General features: G+C 50.8%; 16 protein-coding genes. 10 read left to right on the forward strand and 6 right to left on the reverse strand.

Translation table 11 applies throughout. The features are described from left to right. Positions 1 to 174 precede the first annotated feature (174 nt). The 5 genes from argH to argC all read right to left on the reverse strand — a co-directional run bounded on the left by argH (position 175) and on the right by argC (position 6442). On the reverse strand, positions 175 to 2049 hold the full coding sequence (argH, locus tag ACFQ1C_RS05675) for an argininosuccinate lyase (RefSeq protein ID WP_379557632.1): 1875 nt from the start codon (positions 2047 to 2049) through the stop codon (positions 175 to 177). A gap of 427 nt (positions 2050 to 2476) precedes the next feature. Then, entirely contained in the window at positions 2477 to 3688 is a 1212-nt protein-coding gene (locus ACFQ1C_RS05680; RefSeq protein ID WP_379557633.1) for an argininosuccinate synthase, read from the reverse strand. Beyond that, positions 3688 to 4605 carry an ornithine carbamoyltransferase gene (locus tag ACFQ1C_RS05685; protein ID WP_379557634.1) on the reverse strand — a complete coding sequence of 306 codons (918 nt, stop codon included), beginning with the start codon at positions 4603 to 4605 and terminating at the stop codon, positions 3688 to 3690. The genes ACFQ1C_RS05680 and ACFQ1C_RS05685 overlap by 1 nt, the downstream gene beginning before the upstream one ends. 28 nt (positions 4606 to 4633) lie before the next feature. Next, positions 4634 to 5422: an acetylglutamate kinase gene (argB, locus tag ACFQ1C_RS05690; protein ID WP_379557635.1), complete on the reverse strand. Its 789-nt coding sequence runs from the start codon at positions 5420 to 5422 to the stop codon at positions 4634 to 4636. 6 nt (positions 5423 to 5428) lie between these two features. Continuing rightward, complete coding sequence (gene argC, locus ACFQ1C_RS05695; protein WP_379557636.1) at positions 5429 to 6442, reverse strand: N-acetyl-gamma-glutamyl-phosphate reductase; 1014 nt, start codon at positions 6440 to 6442, stop codon at positions 5429 to 5431. 296 nt (positions 6443 to 6738) lie between these two features. Between argC and argE the strand changes: the two genes are divergently transcribed. Both argE and ppc read left to right on the forward strand, forming a co-directional pair. Further along, the gene (gene argE / locus ACFQ1C_RS05700; protein WP_379557653.1) at positions 6739 to 7878 is read left to right on the forward strand and encodes an acetylornithine deacetylase; all 1140 of its coding nucleotides are present in this window, start codon (positions 6739 to 6741) and stop codon (positions 7876 to 7878) included. Positions 7879 to 8185: 307 nt separating this feature from the next. After that, positions 8186 to 10813, forward strand: coding sequence for a phosphoenolpyruvate carboxylase (gene ppc / locus ACFQ1C_RS05705; protein ID WP_379557637.1), 2628 nt, complete (start codon positions 8186 to 8188; stop codon positions 10811 to 10813). A gap of 309 nt (positions 10814 to 11122) precedes the next feature. On the opposite strand, the gene ACFQ1C_RS05710 is transcribed toward ppc, so the two are convergent. Then, positions 11123 to 12082, reverse strand: a complete 960-nt coding sequence (locus ACFQ1C_RS05710) for a bile acid:sodium symporter family protein (RefSeq protein WP_379557638.1) — start codon at positions 12080 to 12082, stop codon at positions 11123 to 11125. Positions 12083 to 12218: 136 nt separating this feature from the next. Here ACFQ1C_RS05710 and ybaK point away from each other — a divergent pair, with 136 nt between their 5' ends. The 8 genes from ybaK (at position 12219) to ACFQ1C_RS05750 (ending at position 20382) form a co-directional block, all read left to right on the forward strand. Beyond that, the gene (gene ybaK / locus ACFQ1C_RS05715; RefSeq protein ID WP_379557639.1) at positions 12219 to 12680 is read left to right on the forward strand and encodes a Cys-tRNA(Pro) deacylase; all 462 of its coding nucleotides are present in this window, start codon (positions 12219 to 12221) and stop codon (positions 12678 to 12680) included. Between the two features lie 283 nt (positions 12681 to 12963). Beyond that, positions 12964 to 13737 (forward strand): transporter substrate-binding domain-containing protein, encoded by a 774-nt coding sequence (locus ACFQ1C_RS05720; RefSeq protein ID WP_379557640.1) that lies wholly within the window; start codon positions 12964 to 12966, stop codon positions 13735 to 13737. Positions 13738 to 13825: 88 nt separating this feature from the next. Further along, positions 13826 to 14470, forward strand: a complete 645-nt coding sequence (locus ACFQ1C_RS05725; protein ID WP_379557641.1) for an amino acid ABC transporter permease — start codon at positions 13826 to 13828, stop codon at positions 14468 to 14470. Continuing rightward, positions 14455 to 15195, forward strand: a complete 741-nt coding sequence (locus tag ACFQ1C_RS05730; RefSeq protein ID WP_379557642.1) for an amino acid ABC transporter ATP-binding protein — start codon at positions 14455 to 14457, stop codon at positions 15193 to 15195. The genes ACFQ1C_RS05725 and ACFQ1C_RS05730 overlap by 16 nt, the downstream gene beginning before the upstream one ends. Positions 15196 to 15421: 226 nt before the next feature. Beyond that, positions 15422 to 16684 (forward strand): imelysin family protein, encoded by a 1263-nt coding sequence (locus ACFQ1C_RS05735; RefSeq protein ID WP_379557643.1) that lies wholly within the window; start codon positions 15422 to 15424, stop codon positions 16682 to 16684. Between the two features lie 136 nt (positions 16685 to 16820). Continuing rightward, positions 16821 to 18200 (forward strand): di-heme oxidoreductase family protein, encoded by a 1380-nt coding sequence (locus ACFQ1C_RS05740; RefSeq protein ID WP_379557644.1) that lies wholly within the window; start codon positions 16821 to 16823, stop codon positions 18198 to 18200. Then, positions 18197 to 19273 (forward strand): imelysin family protein, encoded by a 1077-nt coding sequence (locus ACFQ1C_RS05745; RefSeq protein WP_379557645.1) that lies wholly within the window; start codon positions 18197 to 18199, stop codon positions 19271 to 19273. Before ACFQ1C_RS05740 ends, ACFQ1C_RS05745 begins: the two co-directional genes overlap by 4 nt. Continuing rightward, complete coding sequence (locus ACFQ1C_RS05750; RefSeq protein ID WP_379557646.1) at positions 19273 to 20382, forward strand: DUF1513 domain-containing protein; 1110 nt, start codon at positions 19273 to 19275, stop codon at positions 20380 to 20382. Before ACFQ1C_RS05745 ends, ACFQ1C_RS05750 begins: the two co-directional genes overlap by 1 nt. The last annotated feature ends 109 nt before the right edge of the window (positions 20383 to 20491 follow it).

A 20491-nucleotide genomic window follows, 5' to 3' on the forward strand; every position in this document is an offset into this window, starting at 1 on the left:
GACCGTTCGGATATCAAAAACTCGGTACACCATTCGCTCTAAACACGCTTAACTGAATGGTGTTAGGGCAAGCCCGGTATTTTTGCGATGTGATGCGGATTCTACAGACCGCTGTTTATCTTTAACGTAACGCGTACAGCTTATAGCGTTCAGTTTTGCGTACGGCGTAAGCTTCTAGCGTTCCGTTTTGCGTAAGCTTGCTTTGTCTTTCAGCACGATTTCTAGCGCCACTTCATCACAGGCATGCTGACGAGGACACATATCGCAGTCTTTCATCACTTTCTCTGGCAACAATGACTTACTTGTCATGGTAAAGCCCTGCTTCATAAAGAACTCAGGCACCCGCGTTAATACGATGACCTTATCAATAGACAGGTCTTCAGCTTTCTGCAGTATTTTATCAACCAGCGCACTGCCCTGCCCCTGGTTTTGGAAGCCTGGCTCGACGCCCAGTGAGCGTACTTCAGCCAAACCGGTGTCATACACGTATAAAGAAGCACAGCCGCTGATCTGGCCTTGTACTTCGGTCACGGCAAACTCCCCTACTGCTTTAACCAAGTCTTTACGGTCACGGGGTAGGTTTTCACCGATGTTGGCCCAGTAATTTACCATACGCTCTATGGCGTCTAAGTCGGTTAAACGCGCACTACGTACATTAATGCCGGAGCTATCACGCTGAGTAAGACGACGCTCGGCACTGGTCAGCGCAAACTCTACCTGATCTGGCGCCACGCCACCTAAAGCACAGCGGCTGGCAAGGCTCGACTCTAATGACAACTTGCCAAACACGTCATCTTCTATCAGCGGGCTAAACTCTTTAAAGTCCGCCAGTGGTAAATCTTCCATCGGCAATTTCTTGGCGATGGCATGTACCACAATGGCGCCGACGATATGGTGGGCTTCACGGAACGGCATACCCTTATTCACTAAATAGTCAGCCATTTCGGTGGCGTTAGAATAACCGCCTTGCGCCGCTTCACGGGTTTTGTCTTCGTTAAGCTTGATGTCGTGTAACACCATTTCGGCCATTTCTAAGCAATCATGCCAAGTGTCGAGCGCATCAAATAGCCCTTCCTTGTCTTCTTGCATGTCTTTGTTGTAAGCCAAAGGCAGCGCTTTTAGCGTCATCATCATGCCTGCATAGGCACCGAACACCCGGCCGGTCTTACCGCGGATTAGCTCTAACGCATCGGGGTTTTTCTTTTGCGGCATCAAGGATGAGCCTGAAGTCACCCGATCAGACAATTCAAGGAAGCCAGACTCGCCCGAGTTATAGAAGATTAAATCTTCGGCGAAGCGCGATAAGTGCATCATGGAGTTAGCTGCACAGTTCATTAGCTCTAACACATGATCGCGATCCGAGACTGAGTCTAGGCTGTTACGCGTCGGTGAAGAAAAGCCCAATGAGTGAGCTAATTCATGGCGGTCAATTGGAAAACCAGTACCAGCTAAGGCACCACTGCCTAACGGGCAAGTGTCCATGCGTTTTTGTGCATCTTGCAGGCGAGTAAAGTCACGCTCGAGCATTTCTACATAAGCCAAGCACCAATGAGCGAAGGTCACTGGTTGAGCGCGCTGCAAGTGAGTGTAACCGGGCAATACCGTTGCTTGTTGCTGACGGGCTACGGTGACCAACTGCTTTTGCAGCTCATCTAACTTTTGCAGCAATGGCGGCACTTGTTGCTTACACCACAGCTTGAGATCGGTAGCGACTTGGTCGTTACGGCTACGGCCGGTATGCAGTTTCTTGCCCAGATCGCCGACCGCACTAATCAGATGGCCTTCTACCCAAGAGTGAATATCTTCAGCATCGGATTGTAAAATCTGGCTCGGATCTTCCATTACTTTCAATTTAAGATCGTTCAGCGCCAGTTCAATTTTTTGCTGTTCGTCTGCCGTTAATACGCCACCGGTAGCCAAGGCACGAGACCAAGCAATGGAGCCGACGATATCCTGCTCCGCCAGACGGTAATCGAAACGCAGTGAATCGTTAAACTGCTTAAATTTGGCATCTGCCGCCTGACTGAAACGTCCACCCCAAAGTGCCATAACTGCTGTACTCCTTAACGACATTGCTAAAATTTGATTATTAGCCACACCTAATGCTGCCGGCGGACTGATTGTTGCGCGATATTATACTTAAAAGAAAGCGGGAAGCGGTAAGCTTTAAGCTGTCAGCTAAAGAAAACAGCAAAACCCACAGCCATAAGCTTTAAGCCGCTCTGTGTTCTGTTGTGATGCGCTTTATTCCGTCTTTGCGAGCGTAGCGCGGCAATCCATGATGTTTGGCTTTTTAACTTACGGCTGACAGCGGATCGCTTACAGCTTTAAATTCATAGATTGCCGCGTCGTTGCACTCCTCGCAATGACGAAGGGGTTTGGCTCTGGCTTCTGTTTTTATCTTTAACTTACGGCTTACGGCTGATGGCTCAAAAAATAAAGGGGGCCTAAGCCCCCTTTTATTTTTTATTAACGCTTACTTCTTTAGGCTGTTCAGCGCCTTAATGCGGCTGGCCAAAGAGTACAAACGGATAAAGCCTTCGGCGTGGCTTTGGTCGTACACTTCATCTTCACCAAAAGTAGCAAACTCTTCTGAGTACAGGCTATTAGGAGAAGACTTCTGAATTGCCGTTACCTGGCCTTTGTACATCTTCAGTACCACTTCACCGGATACGTCTTCGGCAATGGCATTAGCAGAGGCTAACAATGCCTTGCACAGAGGCGTGAACCAGCGACCGTCATAGACCAGATGCGAGAACTCAGCACCCACACGTTCACGCCAAGCGCGAGTCGGCTTGTCTAACACTAGCTCTTCAATGGCGCGCAGTGCCGCCATCATCACGGTACCGCCTGGAGTTTCGTAACAACCGCGCGACTTCATGCCCACTAAACGGTTTTCTACGATATCTACGCGGCCCACGCCATGCTTAGCAGCACGGTCGTTCAACTCAACCAATAAGTTGTAAGGACTCATTTCTACGCCGTCCAGCGCAGTGATGCGGCCTTCTACCACAGTCAAAGACAAGGTTTCTGCTTTATCTGGAGCTTGCTCTGGGGACACAGTCCAGCTCCACGCCTGTTCTGATGGCTCGTTCCACGTACTTTCTAGCTCGCCACCTTCGGTGGAGATGTGAAAAGCGTTGGCATCACGAGAATAAATCTTAGTGGCACTGGCAGAAGTAGCGATGTTGCGCTCGGCCAAGTAATCCAACAAGTCTTCGCGGCTACGCATGTCCCAAATGCGCCAAGGGGCAATAATGGCGATTTGTGGCGCTAATGCAGCCACGGCACCTTCGAAACGTACTTGGTCGTTACCTTTACCGGTACAACCGTGCGCAATCGCTTCGGCGCCTTCGGCCAGTGCCGCTTCGGCCATCGCTTTAGCAATGATCGGACGCGCCATTGAAGTACCTAACAGGTAGGTGCCTTCATAAATAGCACCGGTTTTTAAGGTCGGGTACACATAGTCGTTTACGAATTCGTCTTTTAAGTCGGCAACGATGCACTTCACCGCACCCGAGGCGAGGGCTTTAGCTTCTATGCCTTCTAACTCTTCGTCGCCTTGGCCTACATCACCTACGAAGGCGATGATTTCACAACCTTCATAGTTTTCTTTCAACCATGGAATAATGGCAGACGTGTCTAAACCACCGGAGTAGGCCAGCAGAATTTTTTTGAATTGGCTCATTAATGCATATCCCTGTTAATCAATGTCAGCAGCACGGCGTTTTGCACATGCATGCGATTTTCAGCTTGGTCGAGTATAAAGGAGGCGGGGCCGTCCATTACTTCAGAAGTTATTTCCAGTTCTCGGTGAGCAGGCTGGCAATGCAACACCTGTTTGGCTCCGGTTTTGTCGAGCATGGCCTGATTGATCTGATAAGGCATAAAGACTTCGGCTACTTTATCTAACGGCGTTTCATCGCCCATAGATACCCAAGTATCGGTATACAGCACATCGATATCGGTCACCTCATCCAAACTATCGGCTACCTGCACCTTGCCACCACTAATGGCCGCCAAGGCTTCGGCTTCTTTTAATACCTGTGCATCTACGTTGCGGCCACGGGGGCAAACCGAAGTAACCGTGGCCCCTAAAATAGCCCCCGCCAGCAACAAGGAGTTGGTCACGTTGTTGCCATCCCCCACGTAGACCAAATGTACCTTACTCAAATCATCATGCTGCTCGGCAATGGTCATATAGTCCGCCAGTGCCTGGCACGGATGATACAGGTTACACAGGGAGTTGATCACCGGAACTTGAGCATATTTTGCCATTTCTACCAGTGTTTGATGATCATAAACCCGCGCAACGATGGCCTGACACCAGCGTGACAAGTTAGCAGCAAAGTCTTGTACTGTTTCGCGGCTACCCATGGCACCATTTTGGCTGTCTAGGTATACGGCATGGCCGCCAAGACGATTAATCCCAATATCCAGAGTCACTCGAGTGCGCAGTGAGGGTTTTTCAAACAGAGTAACCACGCTTTTGCCTTTGAGGGCATCCGCGTATTTTTCTGGATTGGCTTTTAAGTCTTTCGCCAAATTTAGGATCTGTTCTATCTGCTGCTTGCTGTAATCTTTTAGGCTTAATAAATGCTGCATCTTCTCTTCCTTAGTTTGAGATAGGTCCTTAGTGTGAAATCCGAGTGCCAAACTCCGACTCACCAGCCAGCAGCGACAATAATTGTTCGGGGTTGCGCCAGCTACCCACGGCAACTGGTTTACCCAGTGTTTTAGTAGCTTGTAGCGCGGCTTTTACTTTAACGGCCATGCCATCTTTAATCACACCCTGTTGCATCAGCTCAAGGGCGCGAGTTTGGGTCAATTCGTTAATCAGCGTGCGTTCACCGTCAAGAATACCGCTGACGTCCGACAGCATCACTAAGTCTGCATTCAGCACTTCGGCAATCGCCGTGCCCGCTTGGTCGGCGTTGACGTTCATTAGCTGACCATCGAAGGTAATACCGATAGAGCTGACCACCGGTAAAAAACCACCGGCGAGTAACGTGCTAATCAAGGTGCCATCGCCGCCTTCAATTTTGCCCACTGCACCTAGCTCAGGATCAAGCTGGCTAACACGACATAAACCACCATCGCCTAAGCACAAACCCACCGCACTAATATTGTGCGCAATAGCTTGCGCCAGCAATAATTTATTGGCGGTGCCCGCAAGCGCGCCTGTGATCACCCCTATATGCTCAACTGGCGTAACGCGCAGACCATCTTTTTTAGTAGACGTCAGGCCCATGGCGTTCAGCTGATTATCCACCAGCACGCCACCGCCATGCACTAATACCAAGGGGCGCTTTACCTCATCAATAAAGGTCTTCAGCGTGGCGAATAAGGCGGCAAGCGCTTCATTACTTTCCAGTAGGGTACCGCCCAGCTTAATAACCAGCGGTGTTTGTTGGGTCGTCATCCTAAATTACTCCTGCACCAAACCCGCTAACGGCGAGAATCCTTGGTTAATATTAATACATTGAATCGCTTGGCTGGCCGCACCCTTTAATAGGTTGTCGATAGCCGACACTACAATCAGCTGATTGCCATCTCGCGCCCAGTGCAGATCACAGAATGGAGTGCCAGCCACATCATTAATTTGTGGCCACTGACCCGTTAAGCGCACAATTTTTTGGCCGTCGTAGGCTTTATGATAAGCGGCGGCAATTTGCTCGTCGCTCACATTGTCATCCAGCTGTACGTAAATAGTGGCCAAAATACCGCGAATAAAATTACCTAAATGCGGCTGAAACACCACCTGATTATCGAGATGATAGCTAATTTCTGGCTGATGGCGATGATTAAGCACGCCATAAGGCTTAAAGCTGACTTCACTAAAGCTGGTGGCCATGCTCGCCTTACGACCGGCTCCGGTCACTCCCGATACGGCACTAATAATGGGCTTACTACCATCGGCAATCAAACCCGCCTCTTGCAGTGGCTTAAGTGCCGTTAATGACGCTGTGGGGTAACAGCCGGGTACGGAAATTAATTTGGCAGTGCGAATTGCATCTTGATTCCATTCCGCAAGGCCATAGGCAGCCTTGCCTAGCCAATCACCGTGCTGATGGGCAAAACCATAGAAGCGCTCATAAAAGCCTTCTCCGGGTACGCGAAATGCACCGGATAAATCAAATACCGGCAAGCCTTTGGCTAAAAAGCCCGGCGCCAAGTCGTGACTCACTTCGTGGGCGGTGGCCAGCAGCACTAAATCCGCTTCGGTATGAATACGGCTTAGTGCCTCATCATCCAACGGCAATAGCGGCTGATCGATCACACCGCGCCAGCGCGGGTGCAAGCTGGCAAACGGTTTATGAGCATCTAGGCTACCCTCAGATACATAGAGGCCAGCTAAAGTAAGATTGGGGTGAGCTTGGACTAAACCAGCCAGCTCGGCTCCGGTGTAACCACTGGCACCAATAATTGCAGCTTTTAACATGGGCGTATCCGTAAATTTGAAGTTGGCTTGGTTGAGATGCAGGCGTCAGCCTAGCGTGTTTTCAGGGCTTATGTCACCCTAAGGCAATGGCTTAAGCGAGCGGTCGTCGTCGCTGTATTAAAGAAAGGAAAATCATGGCCATTTGCTACGCTAGTTACCCGAATAATAATGAGTTTCCAGACTAGCAATGTATAAATACTTATGCAACATTATTGAATATAAATTTGATAACTTTTTACGGAGTATCCATGTCATCAAAACAGTCGTCAACACGACCATCAACCGAGCTAAAACTGATGGATATGTATCGCGATCTCATCGCCGTGCCCTCCATCAGCAGTACCGAGCCTAGCTGGGATCAAAGCAACGAGCAGGTGATCAGACTATTAGCTGATTGGTTCAGTCAACTCGGCTTTGCCGTCGACGTCACCGAACTGCCCGACCTACCCGGCAAGTTCAACCTAGTCGCCACTCGTGGCGAGGGCGACGGCGGCCTGCTGCTGGCTGGCCACACGGATACGGTGCCTTATGATCAAGGCCGCTGGACCAAAGATCCCTTTAAGCTGACCGAAGAAAACGGCCGCCTCTATGGCTTAGGCGTGATCGACATGAAAGGCTTTTTTGCCTTTATTATCGAAGCGCTTAAAGACATGGACTTAAGCAAGCTGACGAAGCCTATTCGTATTTTGGCCACCGCCGATGAAGAAACCACCATGGCCGGTGCTCGCGCTATTGCTAGCGCCATGGCTATTAAGCCTGATTATGCAGTAATTGGTGAGCCTACCGGCTTAGTGCCGGTCATGATGCATAAAGGTCATATGTCAGAAGCCATTCGCATTACCGGTAAAAGTGGCCATAGTTCCGATCCGGCCAACGGCGTCAATGCACTAGAGATTATGCATAAAGTAATGGGCCGTTTATTAGATTTACAGCGCCAACTTAAAGAAAACTACGGTAACCATCACTTTAAGGTGCCACAACCTACGCTGAACTTGGGCCACATTAATGGCGGCGACAGCCCCAACCGTATTTGTGCCTGCTGCGAGTTAAACTTCGATATGCGCCCCATTCCTGGTGTGGGTCCCGATGAATTAATGGGTCTACTGCATCACGCGCTTGAGCCCATTAAAGAACAATACCCGAATGCGCTAGAGCTGTTTCACTTGCACGAACCGATTCCGGCTTACAGCACGGATCCAAACGGTGAGCTAGTATTAGCCGCCGCCGAGATCTCCGGCAATACCGCCGAAGCGGTGAACTACTGCACCGAAGCTCCATTTATCAATCAGCTGGGTTGCCAAACCATCGTACTGGGCCCTGGCCATATCGCTCAGGCCCACCAGCCCGATGAATACTTGGACTTATCGTTTGTGAAACCCACCATCGATATCATCCAACGTCTAGTTAGTCGCTTCTGTTTGGCTGAGGTCAAATAAAGCGCCTAGCACCAGGCGCCCAGCTAAAGACGAGCACCTTGTGAAGAGTAAAGGGTAAAGAGGGTGAGATAACGCCTAGACTACAGAAAACACACTGCATCTGAAGGGTGGGGACTCTCTTCTCCCTTCACTCTTCACAGTTTTTATTACTCTGGGCGCGGGGCGCTCGGTGCTCGGTGCTGTGCTCAATATTCGAACCAGATCGCAAAACGACCACTCCGAGCTCACCACAATTGACCGTTATAGTGAAAGCTGGCTATATAAGCGTTCGCGGAAACACAAAAATAACAAAACAGACGAGGCAGATATGGATAATCATGCACCACTCAGAGCCAATGTTGGCCTGCTGGGGCAATTGCTGGGCGATACCATAAAGGATCACCATGGCCAGAACTTTCTCGATAAAGTAGAAACCATACGTCAGTTGGCAAAATCGGCCCGCCAAGGTAACGATGACGACCAACAGCGCTTACTCGATACCCTCAAACACCTGAGTGACGACGAACTGCTACCCGTCACCCGAGCTTTTAGTCAATTCCTCAATCTGGCCAACGTAGCCGAGCAATTTCATACCATATCGCGCCAAACTCAGCGCGACGCCGGAGACGGGCCTCTTAGTCAGGTGTTCGATCGCTTAAAGCAAGCCGACATTAATGAAGACAATATTAAAGCCGCCGTCGCCGAGCTCGACATCGACTTAGTACTAACCGCTCACCCCACCGAGGTGACCCGCCGTACCTTTATCCATAAGCATGTACAGCTTAACGACTGCTTGGCCGCATTGGAGCTAGACCTACCCGAGCAAGAAAAAGCCGAGCTACTAGCACGGATAGAACAACTTATTACTCAGGCTTGGCACAGCAATGAAATTCGCTCCCAGCGCCCGACTCCGGTTGACGAAGCGCGCTGGGGCTTTGCAGTAATTGAAAATAGTCTCTGGCCCGCTTTACCGCAATTTATGCGCCAGCTCGATCAGCAATTACACACCCAGTTAGGTGTACGCCTGCCGCTGGATGCCGCCCCGGTACGCTTCACCTCTTGGATGGGCGGAGACCGCGACGGTAATCCGTTCGTTACCGCTAAGGTGACCCAAGAAGTACTGCTGTTAGGTCGTTGGATGGCAAGCTCGCTGTTTCTTAACGATATTCAAGAGTTGGTATCCGAGCTGTCGATGTCGAAAGCCAGCGATGAGCTGTATCAAGCAACAGCACAAAGTGAGGAACCTTATCGGGCCATCCTGCGCACCCTGCGTGAAGACTTGCGCGAAACCCTAATGCATCTTAACGCCAAGGTACAAAACCAAAGCACCGATGCGCGGGATCTGATCACGACCACCGAACAACTGCGCCAGCCTTTAGAGCTGTGCTATCGCTCGCTGCAAGAGTGTGGGCTTGGGAAGATTGCCGACGGCCTGCTGCTCGATGTGATCCGCAAGGTGGCCTGTTTTGGTATTCACCTACTGAAATTAGATATTCGCCAAGACGGCGAGCGTCACAGCCAGGCGCTGGCAGAAATCACCGGTTACTTGGGCTTGGGTAACTACGGCGATTGGAGTGAAGCCGACAAGCAGGCTTTCTTACTCAATGAACTCAATTCACGCCGGCCGCTCTTACCTCGGCAATGGCAACCCAGCGCCGACACCCAAGAGGTATTGGATACCTGCCGCGTGATTAGCGAGCATCCGGCGGATGCCTTCGGGATTTACATTATCTCTATGGCCGGTGCGCCATCCGATGTGCTGGCGGTACAGTTATTACTAAAAGAGTGCGGTGTTAACTTCCCGATGCCGGTTGCGCCTTTGTTTGAGACCCTAGAGGATCTTAATAACGGTGCCGAGGTAATAGAGCAGCTTTATGCGCTGCCTTGGTATCGCGGTTATCTGCAAGGCCGCCAGTATGTGATGATTGGCTATTCTGACTCATCTAAAGACGCCGGTATGATGGCGGCGGGCTGGGCGCAATACAGCGCCATGGAAAAATTGGTAGCCATTAGCGAGTCCGCACAAGTTAAGCTCACCTTGTTCCACGGTCGTGGCGGTAGCTTAGGTCGCGGTGGTGGTCCGGCTAGAGAGGCCATTTTGGCGCAACCGCCGGGCTCTACGCTAGGTGGCTTACGCGTCACCGAGCAAGGCGAGATGATCCGCTTTAAATTTGGCCTCCCTAAAGTCGCCATCGACAGCCTGGCCCTCTATGCCAGTGCGGTACTAGAAGCCAACTTACTGCCTCCACCTGAGCCAGAGCCTCAGTGGCGCGAGCTAATGGAAACCATGAGTGACGTTTCCTGCGCCCATTATCGTTCGCTTATTCGTGATGAGCCGGACTTTGTCCCCTATTTTCGCGCCGCTACGCCCGAGCTAGAGCTGGGTAAGTTGCCGTTAGGCTCACGCCCCGCTAAGCGCAAACCCAACGGTGGCGTAGAAAGCCTGCGGGCCATTCCGTGGATTTTTGCTTGGACACAAAACCGCTTGATGCTGCCCGCCTGGCTGGGTGCTCATAAGGGACTAGAGGCGGTGATAGAGGCAGGCCAAGAGAAAACCTTGGTGGCGATGAATGAGGGCTGGCCATTCTTCCGTGCCCGACTCGATATGCTGGAAATGGTGTTTTTGAAAGCCGATCTTAGTCTTGCCGCCTATTACGACGGACTGTTGGTGCCTAATGAGCTTAAACCGTTGGGTAAGCGGTTACGTGATGAGTTGCGGGATAGTATGGACCTGATATTGCAGCTGAAAGAAGAAGCGGAGCTGTTATCTGATGAGCCGTGGATCAAGGAGTCGATTAAGCTGCGTAATCCCTATACCGATCCACTGAACGTGTTGCAGGCGGAGCTATTAAAGCGTTCGCGTCAGCATGAAGGCGATGATGTGCATCCGGTATTGGATCAAGCACTCATGGTGACCATAGCCGGCATCGCCGCAGGCATGCGAAATACGGGGTAAAACATAGCCGTAAGCTTTAAGCTGTAAGACAAATACAGTGAAAAAGAGGCTGCTAGATTGTCTCCGCCAACGCGCCTTTTCTTAGCCTAATAACAAAAGCCCCAGTGCCTTTCGGCACTGGGGCTTTTTGTCGTTTTGCTATTGGGCTAACTCGAGATCCTGACTTTCCTCAGGAAGACAGCTAAAACATCGTTATACGCCTTACGCTCTACGCCGTAAGTTAAAGACAAATAACGGTAACAAGCTGACAGCTCTGTGTTAGCAGTCTTACCGGACCTGCTCCGGTATCACGCACTTATGTTTCACAGCCTACCCTTTACTTGTCGCTTTATTTTCTACACCGTCAGGGTCAGCTGGCTCGTCGAGTGGCTTTTTCGCCCAGTAGCCGGCGAGCAGGGAGCCGGAAATGTTGTGCCATACGCTGAACAGGGTGCCGGGTAAGGCGGCGGCCGGCGTAAAGAACTTCATCGCCAAGGCCGTCGCTAGGCCTGAGTTTTGTAATCCCACCTCGAAGGCGATGGTGCGGCAGGTCTTTTTATCAAAGCCCATTAGTGCCGTTGCACCGTAACCTAGCAGCAGGCCACAGCTGTTATGTAGCACTACCGCCAACGCTACTATACCACCTATATCCGCGATGTTATCTGCATTCAAGGCCACAACAATGGCGATAATCAACACGATGGCCATCATGGAAAATAACGGCAGTATCGGCTCTAGCTGCTTAACCACACCACCAAGTAAATAATTAAGTACCACGCCCAGCAATACCGGCGCCACCACCACTTGCAGTAAGCTAATCAGCATTGACTGTACTGGCACATCAATGCTTTGGCCCACTAGCAAGGCCACCAATACTGGGGTTAGCAACACGCCCAATAAGGTAGAAATAGCCGTCATCGAAATAGATAACGCGGTATCGCCTTTGGCCAGATAACACATTACATTAGAAGAGGTACCACCCGCGACACTGCCCACCAACAACATGCCCACGGTTAGCTCAGCATCAAAGCCAAATAACAGCGCTATCAATAAGGCCACAATAGGCATCACACTAAACTGCAGTATCACACCCACCAATAACGCTTTCCTGCTAGCCATGACATTGCGAAAATCATTAATGCTCAGCGTTAAACCCATACACAGCATGATAATGGTCAGCAAAGGTATTATTTGGCCTTTAATACCAACAAAAAGTTCTGGCTGAAAAAAAGCCAAAGCCGACAGCAATATGGCCCACAGCGGGAATAACTGGGTGATCAGGGCTAACATGATACTTCTCTCTAATAAAAATGATGTCACCCAGTACGGATAACGAAAGCATACTTGTTAACACAGATAACAAGTAAAAGGCGAGCTTATATGATAAACCTTGCCAATATTCCACTTTATCACTTCGGATTGAGCCATGACGCCTGCCATCTTGTTTTTAGAGCAACAAAAAGCGCCCTTTACGCTGCATCAGTATGAATGCACCGCCCATGATGACTTTGGTGCTCATGCGGCCAGCCAGTTACAGGTGCCACTGGCGCAAGTATTTAAGACGCTACTAACCGAAGGCGAGCAAGGTGCCGTCGTCGCGTTAGTGCCCTCTTCCGGTAAGGTAAACCTTAAACGTTTGGCCAAAGCGGCGGGCATGAAAAAGCTCGAGATGATGCCACCGGCTAAGGCCGAGCGCCTCACCGGCTATAAAGTGGGTGGCATTAGTCCATTCGCACAAAAAAAGCGGCTGGTGACGGTACTTGATGAGTCTGCACACTTGCATGTCGAAATTTTAGTATCCGGCGGCAAGCGCGGTCTTTCGCTAGGCGTCACTGCAGACCTACTGCAAAACTTACTCGACGCCGTAATCGCGGATATTGCCGAATAGCAAGCGATACGTCTTACGCTGTACGCCTTACGTTAAGAGCCAACAGCGTCTTGTTTAGACTTACGGCTTAAAGCGTTTGCCACCATGGGCGCTCGCACGCAGTTTAAGGGGATCATTTTAACAATCAATTGACACTCATCTGCTTTTCGAATAGTTTAAAATCGGTTAAATTATTAGTTTATATGCCTTTATTTACACAATAACGTCGTATAAACAACTGTAAACCTGCAAATTTTAAATGTAAAAATAATGTTAGCTAACCAAAAGGAAGGGGTAAGTCAGTATGAAAAAGAACATGGTCTTATTAAGCTTAGTTGCGGCTCTTGGCCTGAGCGCTTGTGACAAGCCAAGTACTCAAGAGACCAGCAATGCTGCTGGCTCAGCAGACAAAGTCTATACCGTAGGCGTGGATAATACCTATCCGCCATTCGAATTTACCAAAGATGGCCAACTGATCGGCATTGATGTGGACTTAATTAACGCCATTGCCAAAAATCAGGGCTTTACCATCAATATCGAACAGATGGACTTTTCTGGCATCATTCCCGCCATGCAGGCAGGCATGATTGATGTGGGCATGGGCGGCATGAGCATTACTGACAAGCGCAAAGAAACCGTTGATTTTTCTGAACCTTATTTTGCCGCCGGCGTCTCGTTAGTCGTTGCTGATAACAATCAGGACATTGCCAGTTTAGACGATTTAACTGGTAAAAAAGTAGTGGTTAAAAATGGTACCGTCGGTGCATCCTTCGCCGATAAAAACACCGAGCAATATGGCTATAGTATTATCCAAGTCAGCGACAGTGCTTCCATGTTTCAAGAAGTGAGTAATGGTACCGCAGATGCATTAATGGAAGATTATCCCGTTATCAGTTATGCCATCGCCACGGGCGGTTTAGATCTTAAAACCGTGGGCGAGCGACTAACCGGTGATGACTACGGTATTTCCGTATTAAAAGACAAGAATGACGAACTATTGAAAATGATTAATGATGGCTTAGCCAATCTAAAGGAAAGCGGCGAATACGAAACGATTATGAACACCTATTTAGATTAATCGAGTATGAGGGTCGTTAACTAGCTGGCTAAGCTCTGTGCCGTTGGTTAACGACTTTTTTATAAGGACCTTTTTCAAGGACTTAAGTATGGATGTTGTTATTGAATCACTGCCGTATTTATGGCAAGGGTTACAAGTTACTCTTAAAATATTTATTATTGCCATTAGCCTAGGCTTTGGCATTGGTCTGATATTAGCTTTGCTACGTCTTTCGCCGATCAAACCCTTAACTTGGCTAGCTAAAATATTTGTCGATATCATTCGTGGCACACCGATTTTAGTACAATTATTTTTTATCTACTTTGGATTGAATTCTTTAAACTTTATCAGTTTAGATCGTGAGTTTGCGGGTATTTTTACCGTCGCCATCAATGCAGGTGCTTATTTCTCGGAAATTATTCGAGCTGGCATTCAGTCCTTGGATAAAGGCCAAAATGAAGCAGGTCGCTCACTCGGCTTAACAAGTAGCCAAAGTATGCGCTATATTATTTTGCCGCAGTCTTTTCGTCGCATGTTACCCGCCTTTACCAATCAGGCCATTATTAGCTTAAAAGACACCTCTTTATTATCTGTTATCGGCATTGCTGACCTCACCCAAAAGGGGCAGGTACAAATTGCTGCGACCTTTAAAGCCTTTGAGATTTGGATTGCTGTGGGAGCCATGTATTTTGTGGTTATTTACTTGCTCTCTTTATTGTCTAGCTATCTGGAGCGGAGATGCCAGCTGCCATGAACATCATTCAAGTACATAACTTAAAAAAATCCTTTGGTACTCTCGAAGTACTAAAAGAAATTTCTATCGATATTGCTGCACAAGAAGTGGTGTGTGTGATTGGCGCTTCCGGCTCAGGCAAAAGCACATTTTTACGCTGCTTAAATAAGTTGGAAGAGATCACCGGCGGTCAAGTCATCATTGATGGCCAAGATATTACGGCCAAGGGCACGGACATTAATAAAATCCGTCAAGAAGTGGGCATGGTATTTCAACACTTCAATTTATTCCCTCATAAAACCGTATTAGACAATATTACGCTAGCCCCCATTAAAGCCCGAGGTGTTAGCCGAGCTGTCGCTAATAAAGCCGCACTCGAGTTATTAGACAAGGTGGGCTTAGCCGATAAAGCTAATGCGTATCCAGGGGAGTTATCCGGTGGTCAAAAACAACGAGTAGCTATTGCGCGATCGCTCGCCATGAATCCAAAAATCATGTTGTTTGATGAGCCGACTTCGGCGCTAGATCCAGAAATGGTCGGCGAAGTGTTAGCCGTAATGAAGCAACTGGCATTGGAAGGCATGACCATGGTGGTAGTCACCCACGAAATGGGCTTTGCTCGTGAAGTCAGCGATCGGGTGGTATTTATCCATCAAGGACGAATTTTAGAACAAAACACACCAGCTGCGTTATTTGATAATCCTACAGAACCCAGAACCCAAGAATTTTTAAGCAAAATCCTCTAAGACCCCGTAGTACGCCTTACGCTGTACGTTAAAGATAAGCACCGTCTTGTTTTAACTTACGGCGTACGGCGTAAGGCTCGCCTTTCAGCTATATATTTACCCCTCATATCAGTCACTGCACAGAATATTTTTTCGGCAATTTCTTGCGGCCGCTTATCTAAAAACGCTACTATTCAACCGATTAATACAAACCATTCTCATACGCATAGTCATAAAGGATACTTGAATGCCTTACCAGAAACTCGCACTGGCAGCTGCCATTGGTGCCCTGCTGAGCGGTTGCGCCCAAACCAATACTCCTGCTGTCAGTCAGCAGCAAGTGGTCGAGCACTATGCCGATATTGCCCAAGCGGTGTATGCCGACTCTTTGACTGCTGCCGAGCAACTGGAGGTGGCCATCAAGCAACTGCTGGCCAACCCAAGTGAGCGCACTCTGGCACAAGCGCGTGCCGCCTGGATTGCCGCCCGCGTTCCTTATCAGCAGTCGGAAACCTTTCGCTTCGCCAATCCGGTCGTAGACAACTGGGAAGGCCAGCTGAATGCCTGGCCACTGGATGAAGGCCTGATTGACTATGTAGCCCCGGGTTATCAGCATGAGCTGGGTAACGAGGGCGCAACCGCCAACATCATCGCCAGCAAGATACTGCAGGTTGGCGGCGAGAAACTGGATGTCAGCAAGATTACCCCCGAATTGCTGGCCGGCTTAAATGAAGTTGCGGGTTCAGAAGCCAACGTGGCGTCCGGTTATCACGCCATCGAGTTCTTGCTGTGGGGTCAGGACTTGAACGGTACCAACACCGGTGCCGGTGAGCGTGCGTATACCGATTATGTGCTGGGTGCGGATTGCACCAACGGCAACTGTGATCGTCGCCGTGATTACCTACAGGCTGCAAGCCAACTGCTGATCACCGATCTGAGCTGGATGAGCCAGCAGTGGCAAGCCAATGATGCCAATAACTATCGTGCCGAGCTAACCGCGCTGCCCGCCGAAGAAGGCGTGCGCCGCATGCTGTTTGGCATGGGTTCATTGTCTTTGGGCGAGCTGGCCGGCGAGCGCATGAAGGTGGCACTGGTCGCCAACTCGGTAGAAGACGAGCACGACTGCTTTTCTGACAATACCCACAACTCGCATTACTACAACGAGAAAGGCATCGTTAATCTAATGTTTGGTGAGTATCAGCGCATCGACGGCAGCACCATTCAGGGCCCGTCATTACTACAGCTGGTGGCTCAACAAGACCGCAGCGCCGCCAAGCAGATAAATGCGCAAATGCGCACCAGCGAGCAAGCGGTTTATCAACTGGTGCAGTCGGCCGAAGTGAACAATGTGCATTTCGATCAGTTAATCAGTGCCGATAACCCAGCCGGTAACCAGCTGGTGCAAGATGCCATTGACGCCTTGGTTGAGCAGACTCGCGCCATTGAACTGGCGGCCAATACCATTGGCATTAGCAACCTGAGCCCGGACACCGCCGACCACGAGTTTTAATTAGGTAAGGTCCGTTAAGGGTGAAGAAGACGACAATCACCCCAAGACTACAGAAAACACACCGTATCTAAAGACGGTGTGTTTTCCTCTTTACCCATCCCATTCACTCTTCACAGCTTTTAACTCTGGATTCAATATGCTGTTTCGACTTTCGGGTGCGCTGCTGTGCGCAGCACTGGCACTCAATGCCCACGCCAACCCAGCCAAACCCGGTGGCGACACCACTACCGACAAAACCGGCGGTAATGCCTTCTCTATGCCAGCAGTAAATTTAAGCTTTGAAAAGCGGCTCGACTTTTCGGTCGGCAACAGCTTTTTTCGCAATCCCTGGGTCACGGCGCCGGCCACTACAGATGCCCGCGATGGCTTAGGTCCGTTGCTTAACACTAACGCTTGCCAAGGCTGCCATATTAAAGACGGCCGCGGCCACCCTCCGCATACCAAGAGCGACAACGCGGTGTCGATGTTGGTGCGCTTATCTATTCCCAGCAACGGTAGCCCAGAGCAGCAAGAGTGGTTAAAGTTACACGGCGTGATCAACGAGCCAACTTATGGCGGTCAGCTGCAAGACATGGCCATTCCGGGTGCGACGCCCGAGGGCAAGGTGAATATAACTTATCAAACTCATCAAGTGAGCTTGAGCGATGGCACTCGCGTGGCGTTGCGCCAACCCAGCCTTTCGATAACCAAGCTCGGCTACGGTGACCTGCATCCTGATACCTTGTTTTCATCGCGCATCGCGCCGCCCATGATAGGCCTAGGTCTGCTGGAAGCCATTGATGAAACGGATTTACTGGTACGTGATAATCCTGACGGCACGGGCATCAGCGGCCGCGCCAATCGGGTGTGGAATAATAAAGCCAACACCACAGTGCTGGGTCGCTTTGGTTGGAAAGCCGGTCAACCCAGCCTGCGCCAACAAAATGCCAGTGCCTTTGCCGGTGATATGGGCATTACCTCGTCGCTATTTTTAGCCGACGACTGCACTGCTGCACAGAAATGTGACAACTATCCAAACGGCGGCAAGCTAGAAGTTAGCGAAGATATTTTAGACGCCGTCACCTTCTACAGCCAGCATCTAGCCGTACCGGCCCGCCGTGGGCTAGATAACCCCGACGTAATTGCCGGAGAACAGTTGTTTCTCGCCTTAGGTTGCAGCGGTTGCCACACGCCCTCTTACACCACCGGCCAACACGACAGTCCGGCGCTCAGCCGACAGAAAATTTATCCTTATACCGACTTGCTGCTGCACGACATGGGCGAAGGGCTGGCGGATAATAGACCCGAATTTTTAGCTAGCGGCCGCGAATGGCGTACCCCGCCGTTATGGGGCCTGGGCTATGCCGCCGAAGTCGCCGGCGTAACAGAGGCCTCCTACCTGCATGATGGACGAGCCAGCACCTTGCTGGAAGCCATTCTCTGGCACGGTGGTGAAGCCGAACCCGCAAAACAAAGTGTCATCGCCATGGGTAGTTCCGAACGTGCCCAACTTATCGCCTTTCTGGAGTCCCTATGAAAAAGTCCCTGTTACTGCTGGCTACTCTGGGCACACTCACCGCCTGCCAAACTCAGCCAGCAACCGATGCTGCACTGCAAACGATGGCTAATGACCACCTTGACTTTATGCGCCAGCAAGCCGATCTATTGGCCAATGAGTTCACTCAATTGCAACAAGCCAGCGCCGATTATTGCCAGCAAACTGATGTGCAAACGGGTCAGCAAGCCACACCGTCACTTTCCATCGTTACACAACAGTGGCGCAGCAGCTTTGCCGCCTGGAGCGCACATCAAGGGCAAAGTGGCGGCCCACTGGATGCCGAAGGCTTGAGTTTTGCCTTTCAGTTCTGGCCAGACAAGAAGGACACGGTCGGCAAGCAGGTCCGCCGAGAGCTGGCTGCCGTCGCCAAGGGTGACGCCGTGCCAGACCGAGGCGTGGTCACCACCTTAAGTGCGGTCGAGTATTTGTTGGAAAGCGAACTTAGTGCCCATCAACGCTGCCTGCTGCTACCTGGCATCACGGCCCAGCTGGCCAGCAATGGCAAGCAACTGCAAGGCGCCTGGTATAATGCCGACGGCTACCAGCAACAACTGGCGCAAATGCAGCAGCAAGGCGGGGCCACCGTCCTGCTGACCCAGGTGTTAGGCCAGTTATCTCACCGCTACGATCTCATCGAAAAGAAATTCGAGCTGCCGCTGAATACCGTGCAGCACCCTCGACCGCTGTTTGCCGAAGCCTGGCGTAGCGAGCAATCGTTACACTTTTTACGCACCAGCCTGATGTCTCTTGAACAAGAGTACCGCCAAGGCGGTATGCGCGACTACTTGTTACAAAATCGCGAGTTGCAAAACAGCACGCCGCAAACGAGCAATCAACATCAAGCCACCGTCGAAGCTCTGGATGAAGCCTTTGCCGATGCGCTGGCCCACCTGCCCGCTGGCGACAGCCTGTCCTACTGGCTGCAAGGTGACAACTATGCCAAGTTGCTGCGCTTCAAGCTGTCATTCGATCAACTGGGCTATCAGCTGCAGCAACGGCTGCCCGGTGAACTGGGGCTGAGCTTGGGCTTTAATGCCACGGACGGTGACTGATGCAACGCCGACAGTTTTTAAAGGTGCTATCCGCCGCCGGTGTGTTGAGCAGTTTAGGTCTGGTCGGCTGCGCCCTGCCTAACGCTGCACCCGCCCGCCAGTCTTATTTGGTTGGCGGTGGGCGACGAGCACAAAATCAATATGTGCTGCAGGCGCTTAACCTGGACGGCAGCTTGCGCTACGAGCTGCCGTTGCCGGCACGCGGCCATGGCATGGCGGTGCATCCTACCTTACCGCTGGCGGTATGCCACGCGCGTCGGCCTGGCCAGTTTTTATACTTGTTTAATCATGAAACTGGCGAGGCGCTACAAGTACGTCAAGCCGATACTGGCCGCCATTACTACGGCCATGGGGTATTCAGCGCCGACGGTCGTACCTTGTTTACCACCGAAGGGGTAAGCGACAGCAGTCAGGGGGTGATTGGCGTCTATGCACTCAATAGCAACCGGCTGGAAAAAGTCGCCGAATATACCGGTTTTGGCATAGGCCCTCATGAAGTTCGCCTGATGCCCAACGGTAACCTGGTGATTGGCGTAGGCGGCGTGCATACCTATGGTCGTGAGCCCTTGAACCTAGAGTCCATGACGCCCAGCCTCAGCTATCTGGATGCCAAAAATGGCAGCCTGTTAGCGCAAGCCTCTCTGGCCGACCAGCATCTATCGATTCGCCACCTCGCGGTCACCGCCGACGGCGAAGTGTTTACCGGCCAGCAATACCGGGGCGAACCCGACGATTATCCGCCACTCATAGCGCGCCATAAACCCGGCCAATTGCTGCAAGCATCAGGTGGTACGGCGCTCACTCCTTTGGGCGGTACACCGCTGGACTGGGCGCGTTTCAATCACTACATTGCCAGCATTGCCGTAACCGACACCTTAATTGCGGCCACCTCGCCACCGGGTAATTGCTATGGTCTGTGGCACCGGCATAGCGGCGAGCTGATCCGTATCGCCCCACTGCCAGATGCGTCCGGCGCTTCGGCCAATAATGGTCAAATTTGGTTAGGCAGCGGGCATGGCGGCATTAGCCTGCTCGACAACCGCGGTCGCGAACAACGCTTGTATTCGGCCTATCAGTGGGATAATCATTGGGCCCTCATTGACGCCTAGTTTCATAACAGCAAAACTAACGCCATAAGCTGTACGCTATACGCCATAAGTTAAAGACCAACGCTATTCTTCTTTGACTTACAGCGTACCGCGTAAGGCATACCGCTTT

The organism is Oceanisphaera ostreae, from assembly GCF_042676125.1.
Classification (GTDB): domain Bacteria; phylum Pseudomonadota; class Gammaproteobacteria; order Enterobacterales; family Aeromonadaceae; genus Oceanimonas; species Oceanimonas ostreae.